This is a genomic window from Methylobacterium sp. WL9 (assembly GCF_008040035.1).
Classification (GTDB): Bacteria; Pseudomonadota; Alphaproteobacteria; order Rhizobiales; family Beijerinckiaceae; genus Methylobacterium; species Methylobacterium thuringiense.
This window is the reverse complement of the sequence record NZ_VRVE01000002.1, coordinates 1-21,119: the sequence shown is the minus strand read 5'-3', so window position 1 is coordinate 21,119 and position 21,119 is coordinate 1. Positions and strand designations below refer to the sequence as shown.

Genomic DNA, 21,119 nt, shown 5'->3' with positions numbered 1-21,119 from the left:
GGAGGATCCGTAAGGCCGACGGGATCGAGAGCAACCTGTGCCGCGCGGATCCGGCCGGATCAAGCCCGCGATGGTGCGCAGCCCCTATCCGACGCGGACGCCCGTCGCGGCTTCGGGGTCACGGGTCCGGCGGCGCGTTCGCGTTGCCGTCGCTCCGGTCGCGGTAGGCGGCGGCGCGGCCGAGCAGGATCAGGGTGATCGGCGTCGTCACGGTGAGAAACAGGCCGATCAGCAGGTCGCGCAGGACCGGGCGGCCGTCGGCAGCCGAGAAGTAGACGATCGAGGCCGCCAGGATCATGGCCATGCCGAGCGTCGCCCCCAGGGTCGGGGCGTGGACGCGCTCGTAGAAGGTCTTCAGCCGGATCAGGCCGACGGCGCCGACGAGCGAGATGCCGGCACCGGCGAGGGCCAGCGCCGACACCAGCCACGCGGCCCAATCGGGCAGGTCGCCGGGGCTCACCGGATCACCTCGCCGTGGACCAGGAACTTGGCCAGGGCCACGGTCGCCGCGAAGCCGAGCATGCCGATCACGAGCGCGGCCTCGAAATACAGGCCGCTGCCGGTGCGCATGCCGTGCACGACGATCGCCAGCATGCCGTTGAGGTAGAGCGTGTCGAGGCCGAGCACGCGGTCCTGGGCGCGGGGGCCGCGCAGGATGCGCCATGCCGCGATCGCCATCGCCAGCACCAGCATCGCCTGGGCGAGGCCGAGGCCGTAGGCGAGGACGAGGGCAGCGCTCACGAAAAGACCTCCATCAGCGGGCGCTCGTAACGGTCCTTGATCCGGCGGACCCATTCGTCGCCGTCGACGAGGTCGAGCACGTGCAGGAGCAGGTGCCCGGTATGGGAATCGTACTGGATCCAGAGCGTGCCGGGTGTGGCCGTCACGATGATCGAGAGGACCGCGAGGCCGTAGCGGCTGCGCAGGTCGAGGGGAATCGAGACGAAGCCGGCGCGCCGGTCGCCCCGGCGCAGGCCGAGGATGACTTTCGCGACGTCGCGGTTGGAACGCAGCACGTCGTAGAGCACGAGCACGGCGAGCTTCAGGATCGTGCCGGGCGCGCGGACATGGACAGCCTCCGGCTCCAGGGTCCGCATGACGGAGGGTACGACGAGCCCGACGAGCACTGCCGACAGGGCGGTCGCGGGGGTCACCGGCGCGTTCAGGAGCAGCCACGTCACGGCGAGGCCGAGCGAGAGCAGCGGATGGGGCAAGATCCGTCTCATGATGCCCGGCTCATGACGCGCCTCCGCCGAGCACCGCGTGGATATAGTCGGCGGGGGCTGCCAGCCATTCCACCGTCCTGTCGGCATAGGCGAGGCCCGTGCCGGCCCAGAACGTCAGGGCGAGGCAGGCGGCGAGCAGCCCGGCGAGCGCCGCGAATTCCGGGGTGCCGACCACCGGATCTGGATCGTCGCTCGGGACCCAGAAGCCGAGGATGCCGAGCCGCACCAGCGGCATCAGCGTACCGAGGCTGGAGGCGGTGAGCACGCCGACGAGCGCCCAGGCGGAAGCGGACATCGCACCGGCGGCGAGCCCCGAGAATATCGCGAGCTTGCCGACGAAACCGGCGAGCGGCGGCAGCCCTGCCAGCATCAGCGTGCAGAGCAGGAAGCCGCCGCCGAGGATCGCCACGGCGGCCGGGACCACGCGGCCGACCTCGCTCTCGCCCGCATCGTCGAACGGATCGGTGTACTCGTCCTCGAATACCGCCTGCGCCGCGGCGGCCGGGTCGCGGCCGCGGCGCAGGATCTCGGCCAGCAGGAACAGCGCACCGGCCGCCAGCGTGGAGCCGACGAGATAGTACAGCGCACCCGCAAGCGCAGGCCCGCTCCCGGTGCCCAGTGCCGCGAGCACAGTGCCTGACGAGATCATCACGGCGTAGGCGGCCGCCCGCGACAGATCCCGGGCACCGAGGATGCCGATGGTGCCGTAGGCGACGGTCGCCAGCCCGGCGGCGAGCAGCCAGGACAGGCCGAATCCGGCGGACGCGCCCGCGCCGAACAGGAGCGACTCCAGCCGCACCACGACGTAGATTCCGACCTTGCTGAGGATGGCGAGGATGGCTGCCGCCGGCGCGCTCGCGGCCGAATAGGTCGGCGGCAGCCAGAAACCGAGGGGCCAGGCGCTGCACTTGATCAGGAAGGCGATGCCGAGCACCGCGCATCCGACCGCGAAGAGCCCGGCTTCGGGACTGGGCGGACCCGAAAGCCGCCGGGCGAGATCGGCCATGTTGAGCGTGCCCATGGTGCCGTAGATCAGGCTGACGCCGATGAGGAAGAACAGCGACGCGATCAGGTTCACGGCGATGTAGGCGAGGCCCGCCTTGATCCGCGCCGCGCCCGAGCCGTGCAGCACGAGGCCGTAGGACGCCGCAAGCATCACCTCGAAGAATACGAACAGGTTGAACAGGTCCCCGGTGAGGAAAGCGCCGTTCACGCCCATCAGCAGCAGCAGGAACAGGGCATGGAAGCGCGGCCCGGCCCGGTCCCAGCGGGCCAGGGAGAACACCAGGGCGCAGAGACCCAGCACGCCCGTCAGCGCCAGCATCATGGCCGAGAGCCGGTCGACGACGAGGACGATACCGTAGGGCGCGGCCCAGTTCCCGAGCCGGTAGACCTGCGGCTGCACGGCCGCGGCCTGCAGCAGGGCGAAGGCCGCCGCCAGAAGCACCGTGACGGTGGCGAGGCTGATCGCCGCCTTGAGGCCGCTGCGGCGCTCGTCCAGCAGCAGCATCGCCCCGGCCGAGGCAATGGGCAGGACCACCGGCAGGACGACGAGGTGGTCGGTCCAATGGGTCATGGGCCGGGCTCGCCTCCGTCGACATGGTCGCTGCCGGTGATGCCGCGGGCGGCGAGCAGGACGACGAGGAACAGGGCGGTCAGCGCGAAGCTGATCACCAGGGCGGTGAGGACCAGCGCCTGCGGCACCGGGTCGGAGACCTGTGCGCCGACGGCGCCGGCATCCAGCACCGGCGGCGCATCGACCCGCAACCGCCCCATCGCGAAGATGAACAGGTTGACCGCGTAGGTCAGCAGCGACAGCCCGAGCACCACCTGGAAGGTCCGCGGCCGCAGCATCAGCCACACGCCCGAGGCGGCGAACACGCCGATGCCGAGGGACAGCACGATCTCCATCAGGCTTGCGTCTCCGCCGCGGCCTCGGTGGACGCTTCGCGCTGGCGGCGCAGGGATTGCCGCGCCAGGGCGACGAGCATCAGCACAGTCGCCCCGACCACCAGCACCACGACGCCGAGATCGAACGCCACCGCGCTGGCGAGCGGGATCTTTCCGAGGATCGGCAGCTCGGCATACTGGAAGGACGCGGTGAGGAACGGGTTGCCGAACAGCCACGGCACGGCGCCGGACAGCACCGCGACGAGCAGCCCGACCCCAATCCACGCGATCGGCCGGATGCGCAGGCGCTCCTCGACCCATTCGGCCCCGCAGGCCATGTATTGCAGGACGAAGGCGATCGAGAGCGCGATGCCCGCCGCGAAGCCGCCGCCCGGAAGGTCGTGCCCGCGCAGGAACAGGTGCAGCGCGAGCACGACGACGAAGGGAAACAGCCAGGTCATCACCACGCCGGGAATCAGCATGGTATCGGCGGCGGTGTCTCCGACCTCGCGGTGTTCGTGGGCGTGGTCGGCGGCCTCCTGACGGAGCTGCTGCTTCGGCCGTTCCAGGCTGTCGGCGGCCGGACGGAACCGGCGCAGCAATGCGAATACCGTCAGGCCGACCACGCCGAGGACCGAGATCTCGCCGAGCGTGTCGAAGGCGCGGAAATCGACCAGCAGGACGTTGACGACGTTGCGCCCGCCGGCCTGGGGATAGGCCTCGTCGACGAACCAGCGGGCGATGCCCTCGGGCGCCGGGCGGGTCATCACGGCGTAGGCGAGGCCCGCGAGCCCCGCGCCGAAGGCCGTCGCGATGCCGAAATCGGTGATCCGGCGGCGACGCGCCCGCGCCTTCTCGGCGGCGGGGGCCGGAATTTCCTGCTTGCGCTTGGGCAGCCAGCGCAAGCCGAGCAGCAGTAGAACGCCGGTGACGACCTCGACGAGAAGCTGCGTCATCGCGAGGTCGGGTGCCGACAGCCAGACGAAGGTGAGGCTGCCGACGAGGCCTGCCCCGCTCGTGAGCATGACCGCCGAGAGGCGATGATACTTGGCGCGCCGCGCCGCCCCCACGGCACAGGCCGCGCCGACGAACCAGAGCAGCGCGAAGACCGGATCGATGCCGGCGAGAGGCGCCGGCGAGAGCGTCGCGCCGGGCATCGCGAAAAACCCGGCGCCGAACGCGGCCGCGACGGACGCCGCCAGCGCGACGAGGAACAGGGCGCGCAGCTGCCCCTGCAGGCGCGTCGCGCCGAGGACGACTTCGATACGGCGCGCGCCGTGCACGAGGCCGCTCATGCCGCGCTCGAACAGCCAGCCGCCGTCGAGCCGGTCCATCAGCCAGGGGCCGCCGCGCGGATTCGAATTGATGCGCCTGCCGAATGAGACGTAGAGCGCTACGCCTCCGGCCAGCGCCCCGACGCTCATCGCCAGGGGCGCGTTGACGCCGTGCCAGATCGCGAGGTCGTAGGCGGGCGCGGCATCGCCGAACACGGCGCGCACGGCGCTCTCCAGGGCCGGGCCGATGGTGAGGTTCGGGACGAGCCCGATGGCGACGCAGGCGAAGACCAGCAGCTCGATCGGCAGGCGCATGTAGCGCGGCGGCTCGTGCGGCGCCTTCGGCAGGTCGTGCGGCGGGGGCCCGAAGAAGGCCTGCCGGATGAAGCGCAGCGAGTAGAGCACGGTGAAAGCCGAGGCCAGCGTCGCCAGCACCGGCAGGGCGAGGTGCAGCGGGTGTTCGCCCAGGTTGTCGACGGCCTCCGACAGGAACATCTCCTTGGAAAGGAAGCCGTTCAGCAGGGGCACGCCGGCCATCGCGGCCGCCGCGACCATGGCGAGCGTCGCGGTATACGGCATCGCCCGCCACAACCCGCTGAGGCGGCGCATGTCGCGGGTGCCGGTCTCGTGGTCGATGATGCCGGCGGCCATGAACAGCGACGCCTTGAAGGTCGCGTGGTTCACGGTGTGGAAGATCGCGGCCACCACGGCGAGCGGCGAATCGAGCCCGAGCAGCAGCGTGATCAGCCCGAGATGGCTGATGGTGGAATAGGCCAGCAGGCCTTTCAGGTCGTGCTGGAAGATCGCGCTCCAGGCGCCGACCAGCATCGTCGCCATGCCGGCGCTGCCGACGATCCAGTACCAGGCGTCGGTGCCCGACAGCACCGGCCAGAGGCGGATCATCAGGAAGATGCCGGCCTTCACCATGGTGGCCGAGTGCAGGTAGGCGCTGATCGGCGTCGGCGCGGCCATGGCGCGTGGCAGCCAGACGTGGAACGGGAACTGCGCCGACTTGGTCAGCGCGGCCATCAGGATCAGCAGCACGGCCGGCAGGTAGAGCGGGCTCGACCGGATCGCGTCGCCGGAGGCGAGAACCACGGCGAGATCGTAGCTGCCGACGATGCGGCCGAGGATCACCGTGCCGGCGAGCAGGCACAGCCCGCCGAGCGCCGTGATGGTCAGCGCCATGCGCGCGCCGTCGCGGGCCGAAGGGTTGTCGTACCAGTAGCCGATCAGGAGGAACGAGAAGACGCTCGTGAGCTCCCAGAACACCACGAGCTGGATCAGGTTGCCGGACAGGACGATGCCGAGCATCGCGCCGACGAAGCCGAGGAAGAACGCGAACAGCCGTGGCACCGGATCGTCGGGCGCCATGTAGTAGCGGGCGTAGAGCACCACGAGTGCGCCGATCGCGAGCACCAGCACCGCGAACAGCCAGGACAGCCCGTCGAGCCGGAAGACGAAGGCCACGCCGAGCGTGGGCAGCCAGTCGATGCGCTGCACCACGGTGCCGCCCCCGGCGACCTGCGGATAGAGCGCCGCGATGCAGCCGAGGCTCGCCAGGGTGACGACACCGGCCAGGAGGGCGGCGGTGGTGCGCGCGTTCCGCGGCAGGACGGCCGCGACGGCGCTGCCGAAGAAGGGCAGGAGCGCAGCGGCAGCGAGAAGGAACTCGGCGGACATCAAGGGCGGCAAGGCTCGGAGCCGGCGATCATACGCGTCCTGTGCACGCGTTTTCGGCGTTTGTCGCGCCCGCTGCCCCGATGCGGGCGCACGGGTCGGTTGATGCGGGACCATCGGGGGACGGAAAGACGCAATCCTCGCGCGTCGTGACGTCGGAGACCAAAAAACGCAACCGGACCGTCACGGTGCGCCGAGCGCGGCGACCACCTCCGCCATCAGCGGCCGGTCCTTCGGGTCGGGTTGGGTACAGGCCCGCGCCAGCGTGCCGATGTCATCACGCCCGGCCTCGCAGCGCGCCAGAAGCTCGCCGAGCAGCAGGCCCCAGGCCTTCACCTCGATCCGCTGCAGCGCTTCGCCGGCAGGGCCCGGCGGCAGCATCGAGGCGGCGCCGAAATCGCTCAGCACCGCCGCCCCGGCCGTGCCGTCCCATAGCAGGTTGTGGGCGTAGAGGTCGCCGTGAAGCAGGCCGCGTTCATGGAGATGCGCCGCGGCCGACGCCGTGGCATGGGCGATCCGAAGTGCCACGCCCGGATCGAGCCGCAACGCCGGATCGTAGACATCGCGGCTGCACGACGAAAGGCTCGGCGGGCCGGCGAGGACGCGCCAGTGCGACGGCAGCAGGCGCAGCGCCAGCCCCTCCATCCCATCGGGATGGCCGACGAGCCGGCCGAGGCCGCCAGTCAGGTTCGGATGGTCGCCGGCCGCGAGGCAGGCCGCCATCTCGCGCTCGGGCAGGCCGTCGCTGGTCATCGCACCCTTGAACAGCTTGAGCGCCACCGGCCGCGCCTCGCCCCCGCCCCGCCAGAGCGCGCGATGGATGACGCCCGACGCGCCCTCCCCCAAGCGCTCGCCGAGGTCGAGATCGGCCCACGGCACCAGCGCAATGTCCTGGGGCGGAACCTCTCCTTCGAGCGGATTTCCGGCGAAGGACAGCCAGGCGAGGCTAGGCAGCGCCGTCAGCCAGGGCGGCAGCCCCGCGAAGCGGTTGGCGGACAGGCGGATCAGTTCGAGATTCTCGGCGTTTGCGAGGCTCCCCGGCAGGTCCCGCAGCCGGTTGCCGGCCAGCAGCAGTTTCTGGAGATGCGGACGCTCGCCGAGTGCGTTCGGCAGCCGCTCGATGCGGTTATCCGTGAGCGTCAGCCAGCGCAGGCGCGGCGGCAGCGCCTCGCCCGGCACCTCGCGCGTCCCGGTGCCGCGCATGCCGATCTGGCTGAGCGCCGCGCAGTCGCCGAGGGCCGGCGGCATCCGATCGAAGCGGTTGCCGGAACAGAACAGTACGCGGAGGTTCCGCAGCCGGCCGATGTCGTCGGGCAACCTGGTGAGGGTGCCGCCGCTGAGGTCAAGCACCTCCAGGCTGTCCGCCAGCCCGAAGATCTCCTGAGGGAATTCATCGAGGCAGCCGGGCAAGCGCAGTTCCCGCACTCCGGCGAGATCGCCGCGGCGGAGTGCGGTCAGCGTGTCGGTCGATGAGAGACGCATCGTGCCGCAGCCGCTCACGCCAGCGGGCGCCGCCGCGACATCGGGTTGCGGTCGGCCTCGGCCTCGCCGTGGCTCGCCGCCTCGTAGGCGGTGACGATGCGGCGGACGAGGTCGTGCCGCACCACGTCGACGTCGCGGAAGCGGACGCGGCCGATGCCCTCGACGCCGTCCAGGATACTCACCGCCTCGACGAGGCCGGATTTTTGGCCCGGCGGCAGGTCGATCTGGCTCGGATCGCCGGTGATGATCATGCGCGAGTTCTCGCCCAACCGGGTGAGAAACATCTTCATCTGCATGGAGGTGGTGTTTTGAGCTTCGTCGAGCAGCACGACGGCGTTGGTGAGCGTGCGCCCGCGCATGAAGGCGAGCGGCGCGATCTCGATCACGCCGGTCTGCAGGCCGCGATCGACGTGGCGGGCCTCCATGAAGTCGTAGAGCGCGTCGTAGATCGGGCGCAGATACGGATCGACCTTTTCGCGCATGTCGCCCGGTAGGAAGCCGAGGCGCTCGCCGGCTTCCACCGCCGGGCGCGACAGAATCAGCCGCTCGGCGTGGCCCTGCTCCAATAGCGAGACCGCATGGCCCACGGCGAGCCAGGTCTTTCCGGTGCCGGCCGGGCCCTCGGCGAAGACGAGTTCGTTCGAGCGCAGCAGCTTGATATACTCGCTCTGCGCCGCGTTGCGGGCGCGCACGGCCCCACGGCGGCGGGTGGCGATCTGTTCGAAATGCTCGCGTTCCGGCTCGGCGGCGACCTCGGCCGAGGGAAACAGGTTGCCCTGGACCGTAACCTCCTGGATCACCCCGTCGACGTCGCCGAGCGTCAGGGCCGTACCGCCCTTGGCGACGCGGCCGTAGAGCCGTTCGAACACCCGACGGGCCTTCTCGGCGGCATCCGGCGGCCCCTTCAGGACGAGGTGGTTGCCGAGCGCGGTCGCCGTGACCTCGAGCCGGCGCTCGATGTGGGCGACGTTCTGGTCGTATTGGCCGAAGACCAGGCTCGCGAGCCGGTTGTCCTCGAAGGTCAGCGAAACCTCCACCGTTTCGGCGAGGCCGCTGCGGGCGGCCGATCCCCGGGCCTTCAGCCCACGCCCGGCGTCAGTCGGCACGCGATCGATCCTTCAAGCGCTCGTCCTCATGCAGTGGTCACGCGGCGGCCGCCGCATCGGTTTCCAACGCGCCGAACAGGCTGTTGGAGCCGCAACGCACGATCCGCACGCTCTGCAGCGTGCCGATGGTAGAGGTGGGAGCGTCGAACTGCACCATCAGCAGGTGCGGCGTCTTGCCGGCGACCTGACCCGGATGCCGGCCGGCCTTCTCCACCAGCACCTCGACGGTGCTGCCGACGGTCGCGGCGTTGAAGGCGTGGCGCTGCGCGTCGAGGAGGGCCTGAAGCCGTGACAGGCGCTCGCTCATCACGCTCTCGGGCACGGCGTCCGTACGATCGGCGGCCGGCGTGCCGGGGCGGGGGCTGTACTTGAAGGAGAAGGCGCTGGCGAAGGTGAGGTCGGCGACGAGCCGCATCGTCTCCTCGAACTCGGCATCGGTCTCGCCGGGGAAGCCGACAATGAAGTCCGAGGACAGGGCGATGTCGGGCCGCACGGTGCGCACGCGTTCGATGATGCGGCGGTAGTCGTCGGCGGTGTGCTTGCGGTTCATCGCCTGCAGCACACGAGTCGAGCCCGACTGCACGGGCAGGTGCAGGTAGGGCATCACCAGCGGGTTGTCGCCATGGGCGGCGATGAGGTCGTCGCCCATGTCGTTGGGGTGGCTCGTCATGTAGCGCAGGCGCTTGAGGCCCGGCAGGTCGGCGAGCGCGCGCATCAGCCCGGCGAGCGTCGCGGTGGCACCGCCGACCCCCTCGCCGTGATAGGCGTTCACGTTCTGGCCGATCAGGGTGATTTCGCGCACGCCCCCGGCGACCAGCGCCTCGGCCTCGGCCCGGATCGCCGCGACCGAGCGCGAGACCTCGGCGCCGCGGGTGTAGGGCACCACGCAGAAGGCGCAGAACTTGTCGCAGCCTTCCTGGATGGTGAGAAAGCCGGTGACGCCGCGGGTACGGCGGGCCGGCAACCGCGAAAACTTGTCCTCGATCGGGAATTCGGTGTCGACGACGCGGCGGCGATGCGACTCGGCGAGGAGTTCCGGCAGGCGGTGGTAGCTCTGCGGCCCGACCACCACGTCGACGGCCGGGGTGCGCGCCAGGATCTCGCGCCCTTCCGCCTGCGCAACGCAGCCCGCCACGACGATCCGGGTATCTTGGCCCCGCTCGGCCCGCTCGGCCTTGAGCACGCGGAGCCGCCCGACCTCGGAAAACACCTTGTCGGCGGCCTTCTCGCGGATGTGGCAGGTGTTGAGGACGACGACGTCCGCCTCCTCGACCACCTCCGTCGCGGCATAGCCCTCGGCCGCGAGCAGGTCCGCCATGCGGCCCGCATCGTAGGCGTTCATCTGGCAGCCGTAGGATTTGACGAAGGCTTTCTTCAACGTGTCCTGCTTCAGCGCGTCTTGGCCGTGTGGCATTGTTTCAACCGTTCGGCCCGCGCCGACGGTCGCTCGATCAGGCAGCCGCCTTAGCATGCTTTCACGCGCGCGTCGCCGAGGGGAAACGGAGGAGACCGGCATTCCCGACCTGACCACGGACCCGGGCTTTTTCGAGCTCCTGACCGGCAGCCATCGCCGTCTCGTCGGCCGGCCGCTACTTCCGGACGGGGCGGATGCGGACTGGGCTTACCGGCTGGCGCCCTTCGCGCTCCTCGCGCACGACACCGCCCCCGACCCGTGCTTCGTCTATGCCAACCGCATGGCACAGGAGAACTTCGGCTATTCCCGCGACGAACTGATCGGCATGCCCTCGCGGCTCTCGGCGGAAGCGCCCGACCGGGCCGAGCGCGACCGGCTGCTCGCGGCCGTCGCCCGCAATGGCTGCGTCGCCGGCTATTCCGGAATCCGCATCGCGAAGTCGGGCCGGCGCTTCCCGATCGTAGATGTCGTGGTCTGGCAGTTGATCGACGCGGACGGCGTAACGCACGGACAGGCGGCGACGTACCGGCTGCCGCCGGGCGGTTGAAGCGTTCAGACAGCCGCGACCCCCGGGGCCGACACGTCGGCGCCCTCGCGGCCGCTCTCGCGCTCGGCGGCCTCCGCCATGCGTGCACCGTTCCCCGCCGTCGGCCTCCCGGCAATCGCATGCCGCAGCGATTGCCGCACGGCGGCTTCGGCCTGGGCGGTGGCGGCCTTGCGATCGGTGCCGGGCTCGAAGGCGATCGGCGCGCCCCACACCACCTGCAGGTCGATCGGGCCGCGCCGCGCGAACAGGTCGAGATGGGGCGCGAGCTCCATGTCGCCGTACCAGGCGACCTCCGGGCGCTCGATGCGCGTCAGCGGCAGGCCGGCGCGGCCGGTATAGGCCAGGGCCAGGGGCTGCAGGCGGATGCGGGCAAGGCCTCCGGTTCCCTCCGCGAGCGCCTCGCGGGCGGCGCCGACGAGGGAGGAGCGGAACGGCAGCAGGCGCAGGCCGTCGCCGGTGGTGCCCTCCGCGAACAGCACGACGAGCTCGCCGGCGGAGAGGCGTTCGCCGATCATGGAGTTGACGGTGGCCGTGGCGCCGCGGCGGGCGCGGTCGATGAAGACCGTGCGCTGGAGCCGCGCGAAGGTTCCGATCACCGGCCAGCCGGCGATCTCGGATTTCGCCACGAAGGAGAGCGGACGCAGGGAGCCAAGCACGACGATATCGAGCCAGGATACGTGGTTGGAGAGCACCAGCGCCGGCTCGCCGACCTCCGGCGGGGTGCCGCTCTGCGTGACGCGGACCGAGAACAGCCACAGGAAAAGACGGTGCAGCAGCATCGGCAGGCGGCCGGCGAGACGGCCGCGGCCGTAGCGCAGGCTCAGCACGTGCGGCCCGACGATCGCCGCGAAGAACAGCGCGTAGACGACGAGCCGCGCGATGAACACGATGCGCGTCATGGCGCTCAGATCGCGGTGCGCCCGCTCACGCCAGCGTCGCGCGCATGGTGAGCGCCGTGGCGCGGCTACCGTCGGGGCGGGCGTAGTAGCCGGTGCGCTCGCCGGTCTTGGCGAAGCCGTGGCGGGTGTAGAGCTTCAGCGCCGGGGCGTTGCCCTCGTCGACCTCGAGATGGACGTTGCGCACGCCGGCGAAGCTCAGCGCCGTCAGATGCTCGCGCAGCAGGCGATGACTGTGGCCGCCGCCGCGGATCGCGGGCGACAGCACGATGGTCAGGATTTCGGCCTCGTCCTCGACCTTGCGCGAGAGCGCGAAGCCGTGGACGCCGTTGCCGCGCCAGAGCGCATGCGCCTCGGTGGAGCGTTCGCAGAGCATGCGCTCGAATTCGTGTGCGTCCCAGGGCCGGGCGAAGGCGGTGGCGTGGAGGCGCGAGAGCGTGGCCGCCTGGGCGGGATCGCGCAGGGGCGCGACGTAGGGCGTCGGGCCCCAGGCGTCCCACCAGGCGGACCACCAGTCGAGGGCCCAGAAGGGCGACAGGGCGCGCGTCATCGCAGGGCGATCCTCGCATGATCCTGGGGCTGGGCGTCGACGCCACGCAGGTAGAGCGGGCGCGGCAATGCCTGTTCGGGATCGGCCACCAGCCCGAGTTGGGCGACCCAGCCGATCTGCGGCGGGCCGGTCTCGGCGACACGGACGGCGATGCCGCGGGCCTTGGCTACGGCCGCGAGCGCCGGTGCGCCGGATCCGACGAGGGTGACGCCCTCCGAGAGGTCCTCCGCCGAGATGCGATCCACCGCCTGCTCGATCGCGAGGCGGGACGGCGCCACCGCGACGCCCGCGCCGCTGATCGCCTGAAGATAGACGGCGCCGTGGCGCGCATCGATCGCGGCGATCACGAGCCCGTCGGCATTGAGCGCGAGTTGCGGCGCGAGCAGCGCCGACAGGGTCGTGACTCCGACGACGGGGATCTTGGCGGCGAGACCGATGGCGCGGGCGGCGGAAAGGCCGACGCGCAGGCCGGTATAGCTGCCGGGGCCAACGGTGACGGCCACGCGGTCGAGGCTCTCGAAGCCGCCGTCGATCTGCGCCATCACCCGCTCGATCAGCGGCAGCAGCGCCTCGGCATGCCCGCGGGCGAGCGTCATCGTCTCCACGCCGAGAAGCTCCTCGCTCTCGTCGTTGGCAACGCAGGCGCTGCAGGCGTCGAGCGCCGTATCGATGGCCAGGATGCGCACCGTGTCTCCGTTCCGGACCGGCGGTGCTCGCGTTCACCGCCCGTAGCGATCACGTTTAAGACACAAACGGCCGCCCCGTCAGTGCGGGGCGGCCGATGAAGCGTGATTTGTCGGGGCAGTGTTGCCCGACTGCCCGAAAAAAATCAGATCGCCTGGACTTCGCGCACACTCGGCAGGAAGTGGCGGAACAGGTTCTGCACGCCCTGGCGCAGGGTCGCGGTGGAGGACGGGCAGCCGGAACAGGCGCCCTTCATCTCGAGGTAGACCACGCCTTCCTTGTAGCCGCGGAAGGTGATGTCGCCGCCGTCGCTGGCCACGGCCGGGCGCACGCGGGTCTCGAGCAGGTCCTTGATGGTGACGACGGTGTCGTGGTCGGCCTCGTCGTAGAACTCCTCCTCGGAGGTCTCGCTGAGCACCGTGCCCTCGGCCATGACCGGCGCGCCGGACTGGAAATGCTCCATGATCGCGCCGAGCACGGCGGGCTTCACCTGCGGCCACTCGCTCTCGCCCTCGGCCTTGGTCACCGAGATGAAATCATGCCCGAAATAGACGCCGGAGACGCCGGGCACGGCAAACAGCGTGGTCGCAAGCGGCGAGCGCGCGGCGCTCCCGGCATCCTTCGCTTCGAAGGTCGATTCGGACAGCACGACGCGGCCGGGCAGGAACTTGAGGGTGGCCGGATTGGGGGTGGCTTCGGTCTGGATGAACATGGCTCTGCGAAATCCTCGTCCGCTGGCGCCGGTTCAAGGCCGGCCGGGAACGGCACCGGAGCGATCCGGCACCGTACTCCATGTGGACTCGAATCGCGCGTTTCTCAACAGCGGGAGGTGCGCGTCCCGTGCTCCGCGGTGGCATACGGGCGGTCGGGAAGCGCTACGGCGACCCGGTGAGGCGCGGTAGCCCGGCGTGACAACGGCCCCCGCCTCCTGTATGGGCCAGCCCAACTCACAACAGGATGCCGAAATCCTGACGCCCGTCGTCCATCCGGGACGATGCGGCTCAACGGCCGGAGCTATGTCTATGAACATCATCCAGCAGCTCGAGCAGGAAGAAGTTGCTCGTCTCGCCAAGACCATTCCCGACTTCCAGGCAGGCGACACGCTCAGCGTGAACGTGAAGGTCAAGGAAGGCGAGCGCACTCGCGTCCAGGCCTACGAGGGCGTCTGCATCGCGCGCTCCGGCGGCGGGCTCAACGAGAGCTTCACCGTCCGCAAGATCTCCTACGGCGAGGGCGTCGAGCGCGTCTTCCCGGTGCATTCCCCGATGATCGACTCGATCAAGGTGGTCCGTCGCGGCAAGGTCCGCCGCGCCAAGCTCTACTACCTGCGCGACCGCCGCGGTAAGTCCGCCCGCATCGTCGAGCGGGTCGACCGGACGCGGGCCAAGGGCGCTCAGAAGGCTGCAGCCCCCACCGCCGCCGAGTAATTTTTGGAGCTCGCCTTGGCGGGCTTCCTATCGAAAATTCAAAAGCCCGCTCCGATACTTCGGAGCGGGCTTTTGCGTGATCGGAGCTGACATCCGAACAGTAGCCTGGCTGGGCCTCAGCCCCCCAAGGCCTGCAGCACCTTGCCGCCCGGCCGTCCCGTCAACGGCATGCCGAGGCTGCGCTCGACTTCCTTGATCGCCTGCCGCGTCTTCTCGCCGACCTTGCCGTCCGGCTCGCCGACGTCGAAGCCCTTCTGGGTGAGCCGGACCTGCAGGTCGCGGCGCTCGGCGCGCGACAGCGGCGGGTCGTCGGTCGGCCACGCGGCCTGGACGCCGGCCCGGCCACGCAGGCGGTCGGAGAGGACGGCAATGGCCAGCCCATAGGACTCGGCGGCATTGTAGGAATAGATCGAGTCGAAGTTCTTCGTCACCAGGAAGGCCGGCCCGTTGGCGCCGGCCGGCGCCAGGATGCCGACCGGGCCGGAAGCGCTGAGCGCGCTGCCGTCGATCTTGGTCACGCCGAGCGAGCTCCAGTGCCCGACCGGATGCTTGCGGGTGCGGCCGGCGGCGGAGGTGTTGAAGCCGCGCGGCAGCTTCACCTCGTAGCCCCAGCCCATGCCATTGGACCATTTCGCGGCGCGTAAAAAATTGGCGGTGGAGCCGACGGCGTCGGCGGTGGAATCCACCACGTCGCGGCGGCCGTCGCCGTCGAGGTCGACCGCGAGGCGCTGATAGGTCGAGGGCATGAACTGGGTCTGGCCGAAGGCGCCGGCCCAGGAGCCGGTGAGGCGCGAGGGTTCGATGTCGCCGCGCTCGATGATCTTCAGCGTCGCCAACAGCTCGCCGCGAAAGAAGTCGCGGCGGCGGTTGCCCGAGCAGGCGAGCGTCGCAAGCGACTGCACCAGCGGCATCGTGCCGAGGTTCTTGCCGAAATTCGACTCGACGCCCCAGACGGCGGCGATGACGTGGCGGTCGACGCCGTAGCGCTGCTCGGCCGTCGCCAGCGCCTGCGCGTTGCGACGCATGGCGGCCTTGCCGTCCTCGACGCGCTCGTCGTCGACGAGCGCCGCCATGTAGTCCCAGATCGGCGTCTTGAACTCGGGCTGCTTCTGCGAGAGCTCGATGACCTTGTCGTCGTAGACGATGCCATTGGTTGCGGCACGAAACGCCTGTGCCGAGACGCCGGCCGCCGCAGCCTGGCTCTGGATGCCGGCGAGGCAGCTGTCGAAGTCGGCGCGGGCCGCACCGGTGGTGGCGACGCCTGCGAGACAGACGAGGGCGGTGAACGTGGCGCGCGAGGTCATCGGAGCGTCTCCTGCCGGCTCTGCTTTCGCCGCGGCATTCGACGACGAACCGGAACCCAGTTCGTCGGATGATGCGCTGGCGATTTCGCAGATTTAAGGCGCCCGGATGGTAAAGACTTCGTAACGAGGCCTTCGCCTTATGCCCAACCCCGCTCGGCCTGCCGTGCCTCGTAGCCGTCGATCGCCGCGCCGCGCTGCATCGTCAGGCCGATCTCGTCGAGGCCGTTGAGCAGGCTGTGCTTGCGGCCTGCGTCGATGTCGAAATGCAGCGTGCCGCCATCCGGCCCCTTGATGGTCTGGGCGGCGAGGTCGACGGTCAGCGTCGCGTTGGAACCGCGCTCGGCATCCTCGAACAGTTTCTCGAGGTCTTCGGGCGAGACCACGATCGCCAGGATGCCGTTCTTGGCGCAATTGTTGAAGAAGATGTCGGCGAAGCTCGTCGAGATCACGCAGCGGATGCCGAAATCGGCCAGCGCCCAGGGCGCATGCTCGCGCGACGAGCCGCAGCCGAAATTGTCGCCGCAGACCAGAATCTTCGACTGCCGATAGGCCGGCTTGTTGAGGACGAAGTCCGGGTTCTCCGAGCCGTCGTCGCGATAGCGCATCTCGGAGAACAGGCCCTTGCCGAGGCCGGTGCGCTTGATCGTCTTCAGGTACTGCTTCGGAATGATGCGGTCGGTGTCGACGTTGATGATCCGCATGGGCGCCGCGACGCCCTCCAGGGTCGTGAATTTGTCCATTGTTTTGCAAGCTTGCCGATGAGCCAGAATTGACGTGGTTCTATCAGCAGCAGCGCTCGCTCGGAAGGCGCGCCTCGCGCTCGTCGCATTGCCCGACTATGGTCGCGCCACCGGAACGGACAGGGCGGCCATGAACGACACGACCAACACCTTCAAGAAGGCGCCCAAGCGCAAGGGCGACAAGGGCCGGAGGGTCACGATGTCGCCGGAAGCCAAGCAGGCCTATGCGGACCTGATCCAGCATCGCCAGGACCAGGAAGAGACCTACAAGCGTCACCTGCCCTCGGATGCCAAGGGCAGGTGAGCGGAGTCGATCAGACCTCGGCCTTCTTCGGCCCGGCCTCGATCACGTCGTCGACGGTGCGCAGGCCCGCCTTCGTCGCGTTGACGAGCACCGCCATGTTGCCGGGCGGATGCTTGTTCTCCCACATCAGGGTATGCGCCGCCGGGATCTTCTCCCAGGGGTAGACCTCGCTCATGCAGGGGTCGACGCGCTGGTCGATCACGAAGCGGTTGGCGGCCGAGGCCTGCTTGAGGTGGGCGAAGTGCGAGCCCTGAATGCGCTTCTGGCGCATCCAGACGTAGCGGGCGTCGAAGGTGATGTTGTAGCCGGTGGTGCCGGCGCAGAACACGACCATGCCGCCGCGCTTCACCACGAGGCAGGAGACCGGGAAGGTCGACTCGCCCGGGTGCTCGAACACCATGTCGACGTCCTTGCCCTTGCCGGTGATCTCCCAGATCGCCTTGCCGAACTTGCGGGCTTCCTTGAGCCAGGTGTTGTACTCGGGCGTGCCGACCTTGGGCATCTGGCCCCAGCAGTCGAAGTCCTTGCGGTTGATCACGCCCTTGGCGCCGAGGCTCATGACGTAGTCGCGCTTCGACTCGTCCGAGATCACGCCGATGGCGTTGCCGCCGGAGGCCGCGATGAGCTGGACGGCGAACACGCCAAGACCGCCGGAAGCGCCCCAGACCAGCACGTTGTCGGAGGGCTTCAGCTGGTGCGGCGGGTGGCCGAACAGCATGCGGTAGGCGGTGGCGAGGGTCAGCGTGTAGCAGGCGGCCTCTTCCCAGGTCAGGTGCTTGGGGCGCGGCATCAGCTGGCGCGACTGCACCCGGCAGAACTGCGCGAAGGAGCCGTCCGGCGTCTCGTAGCCCCAGATGCGCTGGGAGTTCGAGAACATCGGGTCGCCGCCGTTGCACTCTTCGTCGTCGCCGTCGTCCTGGTTGCAGTGGATGACGACCTCGTCACCGACCTTCCACAACTTCACCTTGCGGCCGACCGCCCAGACGATGCCCGACGCGTCCGAGCCGCCGATGTGGATATCGCACTTGTGCGAATCCATCGGCGAGACCGGCTCTCCGAGCGAGCCCCAGACGTGGTTGTAGTTGATGCCGGCGGCCATGACGTAGACCAGCACGTCGTCGTCGCCGATGTCCCAGGTCGGAACGACCTCGACCTTGTTGGCGCTCTCCGGCGGCCCGTGGCGCTCCTTGCGGACCACCCAGGCATACATGTTGGCCGGCACGTGGCCGAGCGGCGGAACCTCGCCGAGGTCGTAGAGGTCCTTGATTTCCACGGTCCCGCCTTTTCCGGCCGGGGTAACCGCTGCGCTCGATGCCATCGTGGCACTCCTTGGTGTGGGTTTTGCGACGCTATAGCGACGTTCCCTGGGGCCTCCAAGTGGGCCGAAAGGCCAAGATCATGCGGTAATCCACGTAAAAAGGCGCCGATGGAGACCGGCGCCCTTCTGCATTCAAAATTATGGTCGAAACCCTACTCGGCGGCGACCCGGCCCGCGTCGATCCCGAGGCCCTTGGCGACGCCCTGACCGAAGTCGGGATGCACCTTGTACCAGTGCGCGATCATGCGATCCTGGATGTGGCGCGGGCTGTCGCCCATCGAATCGACGATGTTGTCGACGAGCCGCTGGCGGCCGCCGTCGTCGAGCACCTTGGTCCAGAAGATCTTGGGCTGCCCGTAGAGATCCTCGTCGTCCCCCGGCCAGCCGTAGCGGCCGGCATCGCCCTTCAGACGCAGCGGCGGTTCGGCGAAGGACGGATCCTGCTTCGGCCCCCCGAAGGAATTCGGCTCGTAATCGACCTGTGCGCCGTGGTTGCCATCCGTCCGCATGGTACCGTCGCGATGATAGGTCTGCACGGCGGCTTTCTTGGCCTGGTTCACCGGGATCTGCTGATAATTCACGCCAAGCCGGTAGCGGTGGGCGTCGGCGTAGGAGAGCACCCGGTTCTGCAGCATCTTGTCCGGCGAGAAGCCGATGCCGGGCACGATGTTCGACGGCTCGAAGGCCGACTGTTCGATCTCCGCGAAGTAGTTTTCGGGGTTCCGGTTCAGCTCCATCTCGCCGATCTCGATCAGCGGGTAGTCGCTATGCGGCCAGACCTTGGTGAGGTCGAACGGGTTGATCTGATACGTGTCGGCATCGGCCTCGGGCATGATCTGCACGTCGACCCGCCATTTCGGGAATTCGCTCTTCTCGATCGCGGTCGAGAGATCGGCGGCAGAGTAGTCCGGGTCAGCGCCGGCGATCTTGTCGGCCTCGGCGGACGAAAAGTTCTGGATGCCCTGCTTGGTGTGGAAGTGGAACTTCACCCAGTAGCGCTCGCCCTTGTCGTTCCAGAGCGAATAGGTGTGCGAGCCGTAGCCGTTCATGAAACGGGCGGATTTCGGGGTGCCGCGGTCCGAGTACAGGAACATCACCTGGTGGATCGCCTCGGGGCTCAGGCCCCAAAAGTCCCAGCGGCGCCAATGCGGCTTCAGGTGGGTGCGCGGGTCGCGCTTCTGGGTGCGGATGAAGTCCGAGAACTTGATCGCGTCGCGCACGAAGAAGATCGGCGTGTTGTTGCCGACGAGATCCCAGTTGCCCTCCTCCGTGTAGAACTTGAGGGCGAAGCCGCGTGGGTCGCGGGCCGTGTCGGCAGAGCCGGATTCGCCGCCCACCGTCGAGAAACGGGCGACCATCGGCACCTCCTTGCCGACCTCGGTCAGCACCTTGGCGCGGGTATACTGCTCCAGGCTCTTGGTCAGCCGGAAGGTGCCGTAGGCGCCGTAGCCCTTGGCGTGGACGACGCGCTCCGGAATCCGCTCCCGGTTGAAATGCGCCATCTTCTCGATGAGGTGGTAGTCCTGCATCAGGACCGGCCCGCGCGAGCCCGCCGTGATGGAATTCTGGTTGTCGGAAACCGGGTTTCCGAAGGCCGTCGTCAGTCGCGGGCTTTGGTCTGCCATCGCGTTCCTCTCCGTGCTCATACGTATTCGACCGGTGGCGGCGCGGGTTGCGCACGACACGATCGTCCGCGTGCAACGCACGGGATCGCGTTTGGAGCCGTTCGAAACAGCGGATCTCGTCGCTGATCTCCCGACTCCTCAACCGTGGCTTCCGGTCATGAAGCCGGAGCCCGACACCGCACCTCGGGACACGACCGAAGTCTCCCGCCTGTTCAAGCTTGTGCCGTTGGTGCAAACGGGTCGCATCGTCCGCTCCTGCCGCGCCCTGCCCGTGTCGACACCCGCCATCGAAGATTTCCGCCGCGTCGTCCTGAAGGTCGGTTCGGCCCTGCTCGTCGACCGGGCGCGCGGCCGCCTGCGCCATGCCTGGCTCGCGGCGCTCGCTGAGGACATCGCCGAGCTTCATGCGGGCGGCGTCGACGTCGTCGTGGTCTCCTCCGGCGCGATCGCACTCGGGCGCACCGTGCTCGGCCTGCCGCCCGGCGTGCTGCGGCTGGAGGAGAGCCAGGCCTCGGCCGCCGTCGGGCAGATCGCGCTGGCGCGACACTGGACCGAGGCGCTCGGGCACCACGACATCGTCGCCGGCCAGATCCTGGTCACGCCGAAGGACACCGAGGAGCGCCGCCGCTACCTCAACGCCCGCGCCACCGTGCAAAAACTCTTGGAAGTCCGCGCGGTGCCCGTCGTCAACGAGAACGACACGGTCGCCACCGTCGAGATCCGCTACGGCGACAACGACCGCCTCGCCGCCCGCGTCGCCACCATGATCGGCGCCGACGTGCTGGTGCTGTTTTCCGACATCGACGGGCTCTACACCGCGCCGCCGCACACCGATCCGGCCGCCCGGCACCTCGCCGTGATCGACCGGATCACCCCGGAGATCGAGGCCATGGCCGGCGGCCCGGCCTCGGAGCTGTCGCGCGGCGGCATGCGCACCAAGGTCGAGGCGGCCAAGATCGCGGTCTCGGGCGGCACCCACATGGTCATCGCCGACGGGCGCGGAAAAAATCCGCTGCGTGCGATCCGCGAGGGCGGGCGCTGCTCCTGGTTCCTGTCCGGCTCCACCCCGACGGCTGCGCGAAAAACCTGGATCGCGGGCGCGCTGGAACCGAGCGGCACGCTGGTCATCGACGACGGCGCGGCCCGCGCGCTCCAAAGCGGCGCGAGCCTGCTGCCGGTGGGCGTGACGGCGGTCGAGGGCGCCTTCGGCAAGGGCGACGCGGTGCTGATCCGCGACCGTTCCGGCCGCCTGCTCGGCCGCGGGCTCGTCGGCTTCGACAGCGGCGAGGCCCGGCGCATCATCGGCCGGCCGAGCCGCGAGATCGAAGGACTGCTCGGCTATTCCGGCAGAGCCGAGATCGTCCACCGCGACGACCTCGCCACCGCCGGATCGTTCGATCCGATCTGATCGCGGCGGCCGCCTTATCCGAACCGGGCACGCCGGCGCTTGTTTCGGAATCGCCCGGCATGCGATGAGTCGTCGAGAGTATCCTGCGCCCCGCGCGCATTCCCGATGACGGAAACGGAATCGTGCCTGTCTTGAACCTCCGGTCGGAGTTCTCGGATTCCGACGACCTGCCGACTCTGATGGCCGCGATCGGCCGCCGGGCGCGGGCCGCCGCGCGCGGCATGGCGCTCGCCTCGGCGCACAC

Annotated in this window: 21 protein-coding genes; 4 read left to right on the top strand and 17 right to left on the bottom strand. The window is 69.4% G+C overall.

Annotated features, from left to right (window positions below; translation table 11 throughout):
- Positions 1–118 precede the first annotated feature (118 nt).
- The 9 genes from mnhG to miaB all read right to left on the bottom strand — a co-directional run bounded on the left by mnhG (position 119) and on the right by miaB (position 10,036).
- Complete coding sequence (gene mnhG, locus FV217_RS01170; RefSeq protein ID WP_147813472.1) at positions 119–460, bottom strand: monovalent cation/H(+) antiporter subunit G; 342 nt, start codon at positions 458–460, stop codon at positions 119–121.
- A complete protein-coding gene (locus tag FV217_RS01165) occupies positions 457–741 on the bottom strand; it encodes a K+/H+ antiporter subunit F (protein WP_147813470.1) in 285 nt (94 codons plus the stop codon). Before FV217_RS01165 ends, mnhG begins: the two co-directional genes overlap by 4 nt.
- Positions 738–1,226, bottom strand: coding sequence for a Na+/H+ antiporter subunit E (locus tag FV217_RS01160; protein ID WP_147813468.1), 489 nt, complete (start codon positions 1,224–1,226; stop codon positions 738–740). The genes FV217_RS01165 and FV217_RS01160 overlap by 4 nt, the downstream gene beginning before the upstream one ends.
- Positions 1,227–1,236: 10 nt before the next feature.
- Entirely contained in the window at positions 1,237–2,802 is a 1,566-nt protein-coding gene (locus FV217_RS01155; RefSeq protein WP_147813466.1) for a monovalent cation/H+ antiporter subunit D, read from the bottom strand.
- Entirely contained in the window at positions 2,799–3,137 is a 339-nt protein-coding gene (locus FV217_RS01150; RefSeq protein ID WP_147813464.1) for a Na+/H+ antiporter subunit C, read from the bottom strand. The genes FV217_RS01155 and FV217_RS01150 overlap by 4 nt, the downstream gene beginning before the upstream one ends.
- On the bottom strand, positions 3,137–6,073 hold the full coding sequence (locus FV217_RS01145) for a monovalent cation/H+ antiporter subunit A (RefSeq protein ID WP_147813462.1): 2,937 nt from the start codon (positions 6,071–6,073) through the stop codon (positions 3,137–3,139). Before FV217_RS01145 ends, FV217_RS01150 begins: the two co-directional genes overlap by 1 nt.
- 180 nt (positions 6,074–6,253) lie before the next feature.
- Positions 6,254–7,552: a leucine-rich repeat-containing protein kinase family protein gene (locus FV217_RS01140; RefSeq protein ID WP_147813460.1), complete on the bottom strand. Its 1,299-nt coding sequence runs from the start codon at positions 7,550–7,552 to the stop codon at positions 6,254–6,256.
- Between the two features lie 14 nt (positions 7,553–7,566).
- A complete protein-coding gene (locus tag FV217_RS01135; RefSeq protein ID WP_187272397.1) occupies positions 7,567–8,634 on the bottom strand; it encodes a PhoH family protein in 1,068 nt (355 codons plus the stop codon).
- Between the two features lie 61 nt (positions 8,635–8,695).
- Positions 8,696–10,036 carry a tRNA (N6-isopentenyl adenosine(37)-C2)-methylthiotransferase MiaB gene (miaB, locus tag FV217_RS01130; protein WP_147813710.1) on the bottom strand — a complete coding sequence of 447 codons (1,341 nt, stop codon included), beginning with the start codon at positions 10,034–10,036 and terminating at the stop codon, positions 8,696–8,698.
- Between the two features lie 91 nt (positions 10,037–10,127).
- On the opposite strand from miaB, the gene FV217_RS01125 reads away from it, so the two are divergent.
- Positions 10,128–10,619: an MEKHLA domain-containing protein gene (locus tag FV217_RS01125; protein WP_147813456.1), complete on the top strand. Its 492-nt coding sequence runs from the start codon at positions 10,128–10,130 to the stop codon at positions 10,617–10,619.
- Between the two features lie 5 nt (positions 10,620–10,624).
- Here the strand turns inward: FV217_RS01125 and FV217_RS01120 are convergent, their stop codons facing one another.
- The 4 genes from FV217_RS01120 to FV217_RS01105 all read right to left on the bottom strand — a co-directional run bounded on the left by FV217_RS01120 (position 10,625) and on the right by FV217_RS01105 (position 13,461).
- Positions 10,625–11,518, bottom strand: coding sequence for a lysophospholipid acyltransferase family protein (locus tag FV217_RS01120; protein WP_147813454.1), 894 nt, complete (start codon positions 11,516–11,518; stop codon positions 10,625–10,627).
- Between the two features lie 25 nt (positions 11,519–11,543).
- Positions 11,544–12,065, bottom strand: a complete 522-nt coding sequence (locus tag FV217_RS01115; protein WP_147813452.1) for a GNAT family N-acetyltransferase — start codon at positions 12,063–12,065, stop codon at positions 11,544–11,546.
- Complete coding sequence (gene tsaB, locus FV217_RS01110; RefSeq protein WP_147813450.1) at positions 12,062–12,751, bottom strand: tRNA (adenosine(37)-N6)-threonylcarbamoyltransferase complex dimerization subunit type 1 TsaB; 690 nt, start codon at positions 12,749–12,751, stop codon at positions 12,062–12,064. Before tsaB ends, FV217_RS01115 begins: the two co-directional genes overlap by 4 nt.
- A 143-nt stretch (positions 12,752–12,894) precedes the next feature.
- Positions 12,895–13,461, bottom strand: coding sequence for a NifU family protein (locus tag FV217_RS01105; protein ID WP_147813448.1), 567 nt, complete (start codon positions 13,459–13,461; stop codon positions 12,895–12,897).
- 310 nt (positions 13,462–13,771) lie between these two features.
- Here FV217_RS01105 and rplS point away from each other — a divergent pair, with 310 nt between their 5' ends.
- Positions 13,772–14,176 carry a 50S ribosomal protein L19 gene (gene rplS, locus FV217_RS01100; protein ID WP_147813446.1) on the top strand — a complete coding sequence of 135 codons (405 nt, stop codon included), beginning with the start codon at positions 13,772–13,774 and terminating at the stop codon, positions 14,174–14,176.
- A gap of 116 nt (positions 14,177–14,292) precedes the next feature.
- Here rplS and FV217_RS01095 read toward each other — a convergent pair whose 3' ends face one another.
- Both FV217_RS01095 and leuD read right to left on the bottom strand, forming a co-directional pair.
- Positions 14,293–15,480, bottom strand: a complete 1,188-nt coding sequence (locus tag FV217_RS01095; RefSeq protein WP_147813444.1) for a lytic murein transglycosylase — start codon at positions 15,478–15,480, stop codon at positions 14,293–14,295.
- A 137-nt stretch (positions 15,481–15,617) separates the two neighbouring features.
- The gene (gene leuD, locus FV217_RS01090; protein ID WP_147813442.1) at positions 15,618–16,220 is read right to left on the bottom strand and encodes a 3-isopropylmalate dehydratase small subunit; all 603 of its coding nucleotides are present in this window, start codon (positions 16,218–16,220) and stop codon (positions 15,618–15,620) included.
- A gap of 130 nt (positions 16,221–16,350) precedes the next feature.
- On the opposite strand from leuD, the gene FV217_RS22620 reads away from it, so the two are divergent.
- Positions 16,351–16,524 (top strand): hypothetical protein, encoded by a 174-nt coding sequence (locus FV217_RS22620; RefSeq protein WP_187272385.1) that lies wholly within the window; start codon positions 16,351–16,353, stop codon positions 16,522–16,524.
- Positions 16,525–16,534: 10 nt separating this feature from the next.
- On the opposite strand, the gene ccrA is transcribed toward FV217_RS22620, so the two are convergent.
- Both ccrA and FV217_RS01080 read right to left on the bottom strand, forming a co-directional pair.
- Complete coding sequence (gene ccrA, locus FV217_RS01085) at positions 16,535–17,842, bottom strand: crotonyl-CoA carboxylase/reductase (protein ID WP_147813440.1); 1,308 nt, start codon at positions 17,840–17,842, stop codon at positions 16,535–16,537.
- Between the two features lie 152 nt (positions 17,843–17,994).
- Positions 17,995–19,467 (bottom strand): catalase, encoded by a 1,473-nt coding sequence (locus tag FV217_RS01080; RefSeq protein WP_147813438.1) that lies wholly within the window; start codon positions 19,465–19,467, stop codon positions 17,995–17,997.
- 157 nt (positions 19,468–19,624) lie between these two features.
- Here FV217_RS01080 and proB point away from each other — a divergent pair, with 157 nt between their 5' ends.
- Positions 19,625–20,875, top strand: coding sequence for a glutamate 5-kinase (gene proB, locus FV217_RS01075; protein ID WP_147813436.1), 1,251 nt, complete (start codon positions 19,625–19,627; stop codon positions 20,873–20,875).
- Positions 20,876–21,119: the final 244 nt, after the last annotated feature.

What these genes read in the sequence shown, in the direction of transcription:
- FV217_RS01160 (WP_147813468.1), bottom strand. Translation starts at nt 1,226, where the DNA reads ATGAGACGGATCTTGCCCCATCCGCTGCTCTCGCTCGGCCTCGCCGTG.
- FV217_RS01155 (WP_147813466.1), bottom strand. Translation starts at nt 2,802, where the DNA reads ATGACCCATTGGACCGACCACCTCGTCGTCCTGCCGGTGGTCCTGCCC.
- FV217_RS01150 (WP_147813464.1), bottom strand. Translation starts at nt 3,137, where the DNA reads ATGGAGATCGTGCTGTCCCTCGGCATCGGCGTGTTCGCCGCCTCGGGC.
- FV217_RS01145 (WP_147813462.1), bottom strand. Translation starts at nt 6,073, where the DNA reads ATGTCCGCCGAGTTCCTTCTCGCTGCCGCTGCGCTCCTGCCCTTCTTC.
- FV217_RS01140 (WP_147813460.1), bottom strand. Translation starts at nt 7,552, where the DNA reads ATGCGTCTCTCATCGACCGACACGCTGACCGCACTCCGCCGCGGCGAT.
- FV217_RS01125 (WP_147813456.1), top strand. Translation starts at nt 10,128, where the DNA reads ATGCTTTCACGCGCGCGTCGCCGAGGGGAAACGGAGGAGACCGGCATT.
- FV217_RS01120 (WP_147813454.1), bottom strand. Translation starts at nt 11,518, where the DNA reads ATGACGCGCATCGTGTTCATCGCGCGGCTCGTCGTCTACGCGCTGTTC.
- FV217_RS01115 (WP_147813452.1), bottom strand. Translation starts at nt 12,065, where the DNA reads ATGACGCGCGCCCTGTCGCCCTTCTGGGCCCTCGACTGGTGGTCCGCC.
- FV217_RS01105 (WP_147813448.1), bottom strand. Translation starts at nt 13,461, where the DNA reads ATGTTCATCCAGACCGAAGCCACCCCCAATCCGGCCACCCTCAAGTTC.
- rplS (WP_147813446.1), top strand. Translation starts at nt 13,772, where the DNA reads ATGAACATCATCCAGCAGCTCGAGCAGGAAGAAGTTGCTCGTCTCGCC.
- FV217_RS01095 (WP_147813444.1), bottom strand. Translation starts at nt 15,480, where the DNA reads ATGACCTCGCGCGCCACGTTCACCGCCCTCGTCTGTCTCGCAGGCGTC.
- leuD (WP_147813442.1), bottom strand. Translation starts at nt 16,220, where the DNA reads ATGGACAAATTCACGACCCTGGAGGGCGTCGCGGCGCCCATGCGGATC.
- FV217_RS22620 (WP_187272385.1), top strand. Translation starts at nt 16,351, where the DNA reads ATGAACGACACGACCAACACCTTCAAGAAGGCGCCCAAGCGCAAGGGC.
- ccrA (WP_147813440.1), bottom strand. Translation starts at nt 17,842, where the DNA reads ATGGCATCGAGCGCAGCGGTTACCCCGGCCGGAAAAGGCGGGACCGTG.
- FV217_RS01080 (WP_147813438.1), bottom strand. Translation starts at nt 19,467, where the DNA reads ATGGCAGACCAAAGCCCGCGACTGACGACGGCCTTCGGAAACCCGGTT.
- proB (WP_147813436.1), top strand. Translation starts at nt 19,625, where the DNA reads ATGAAGCCGGAGCCCGACACCGCACCTCGGGACACGACCGAAGTCTCC.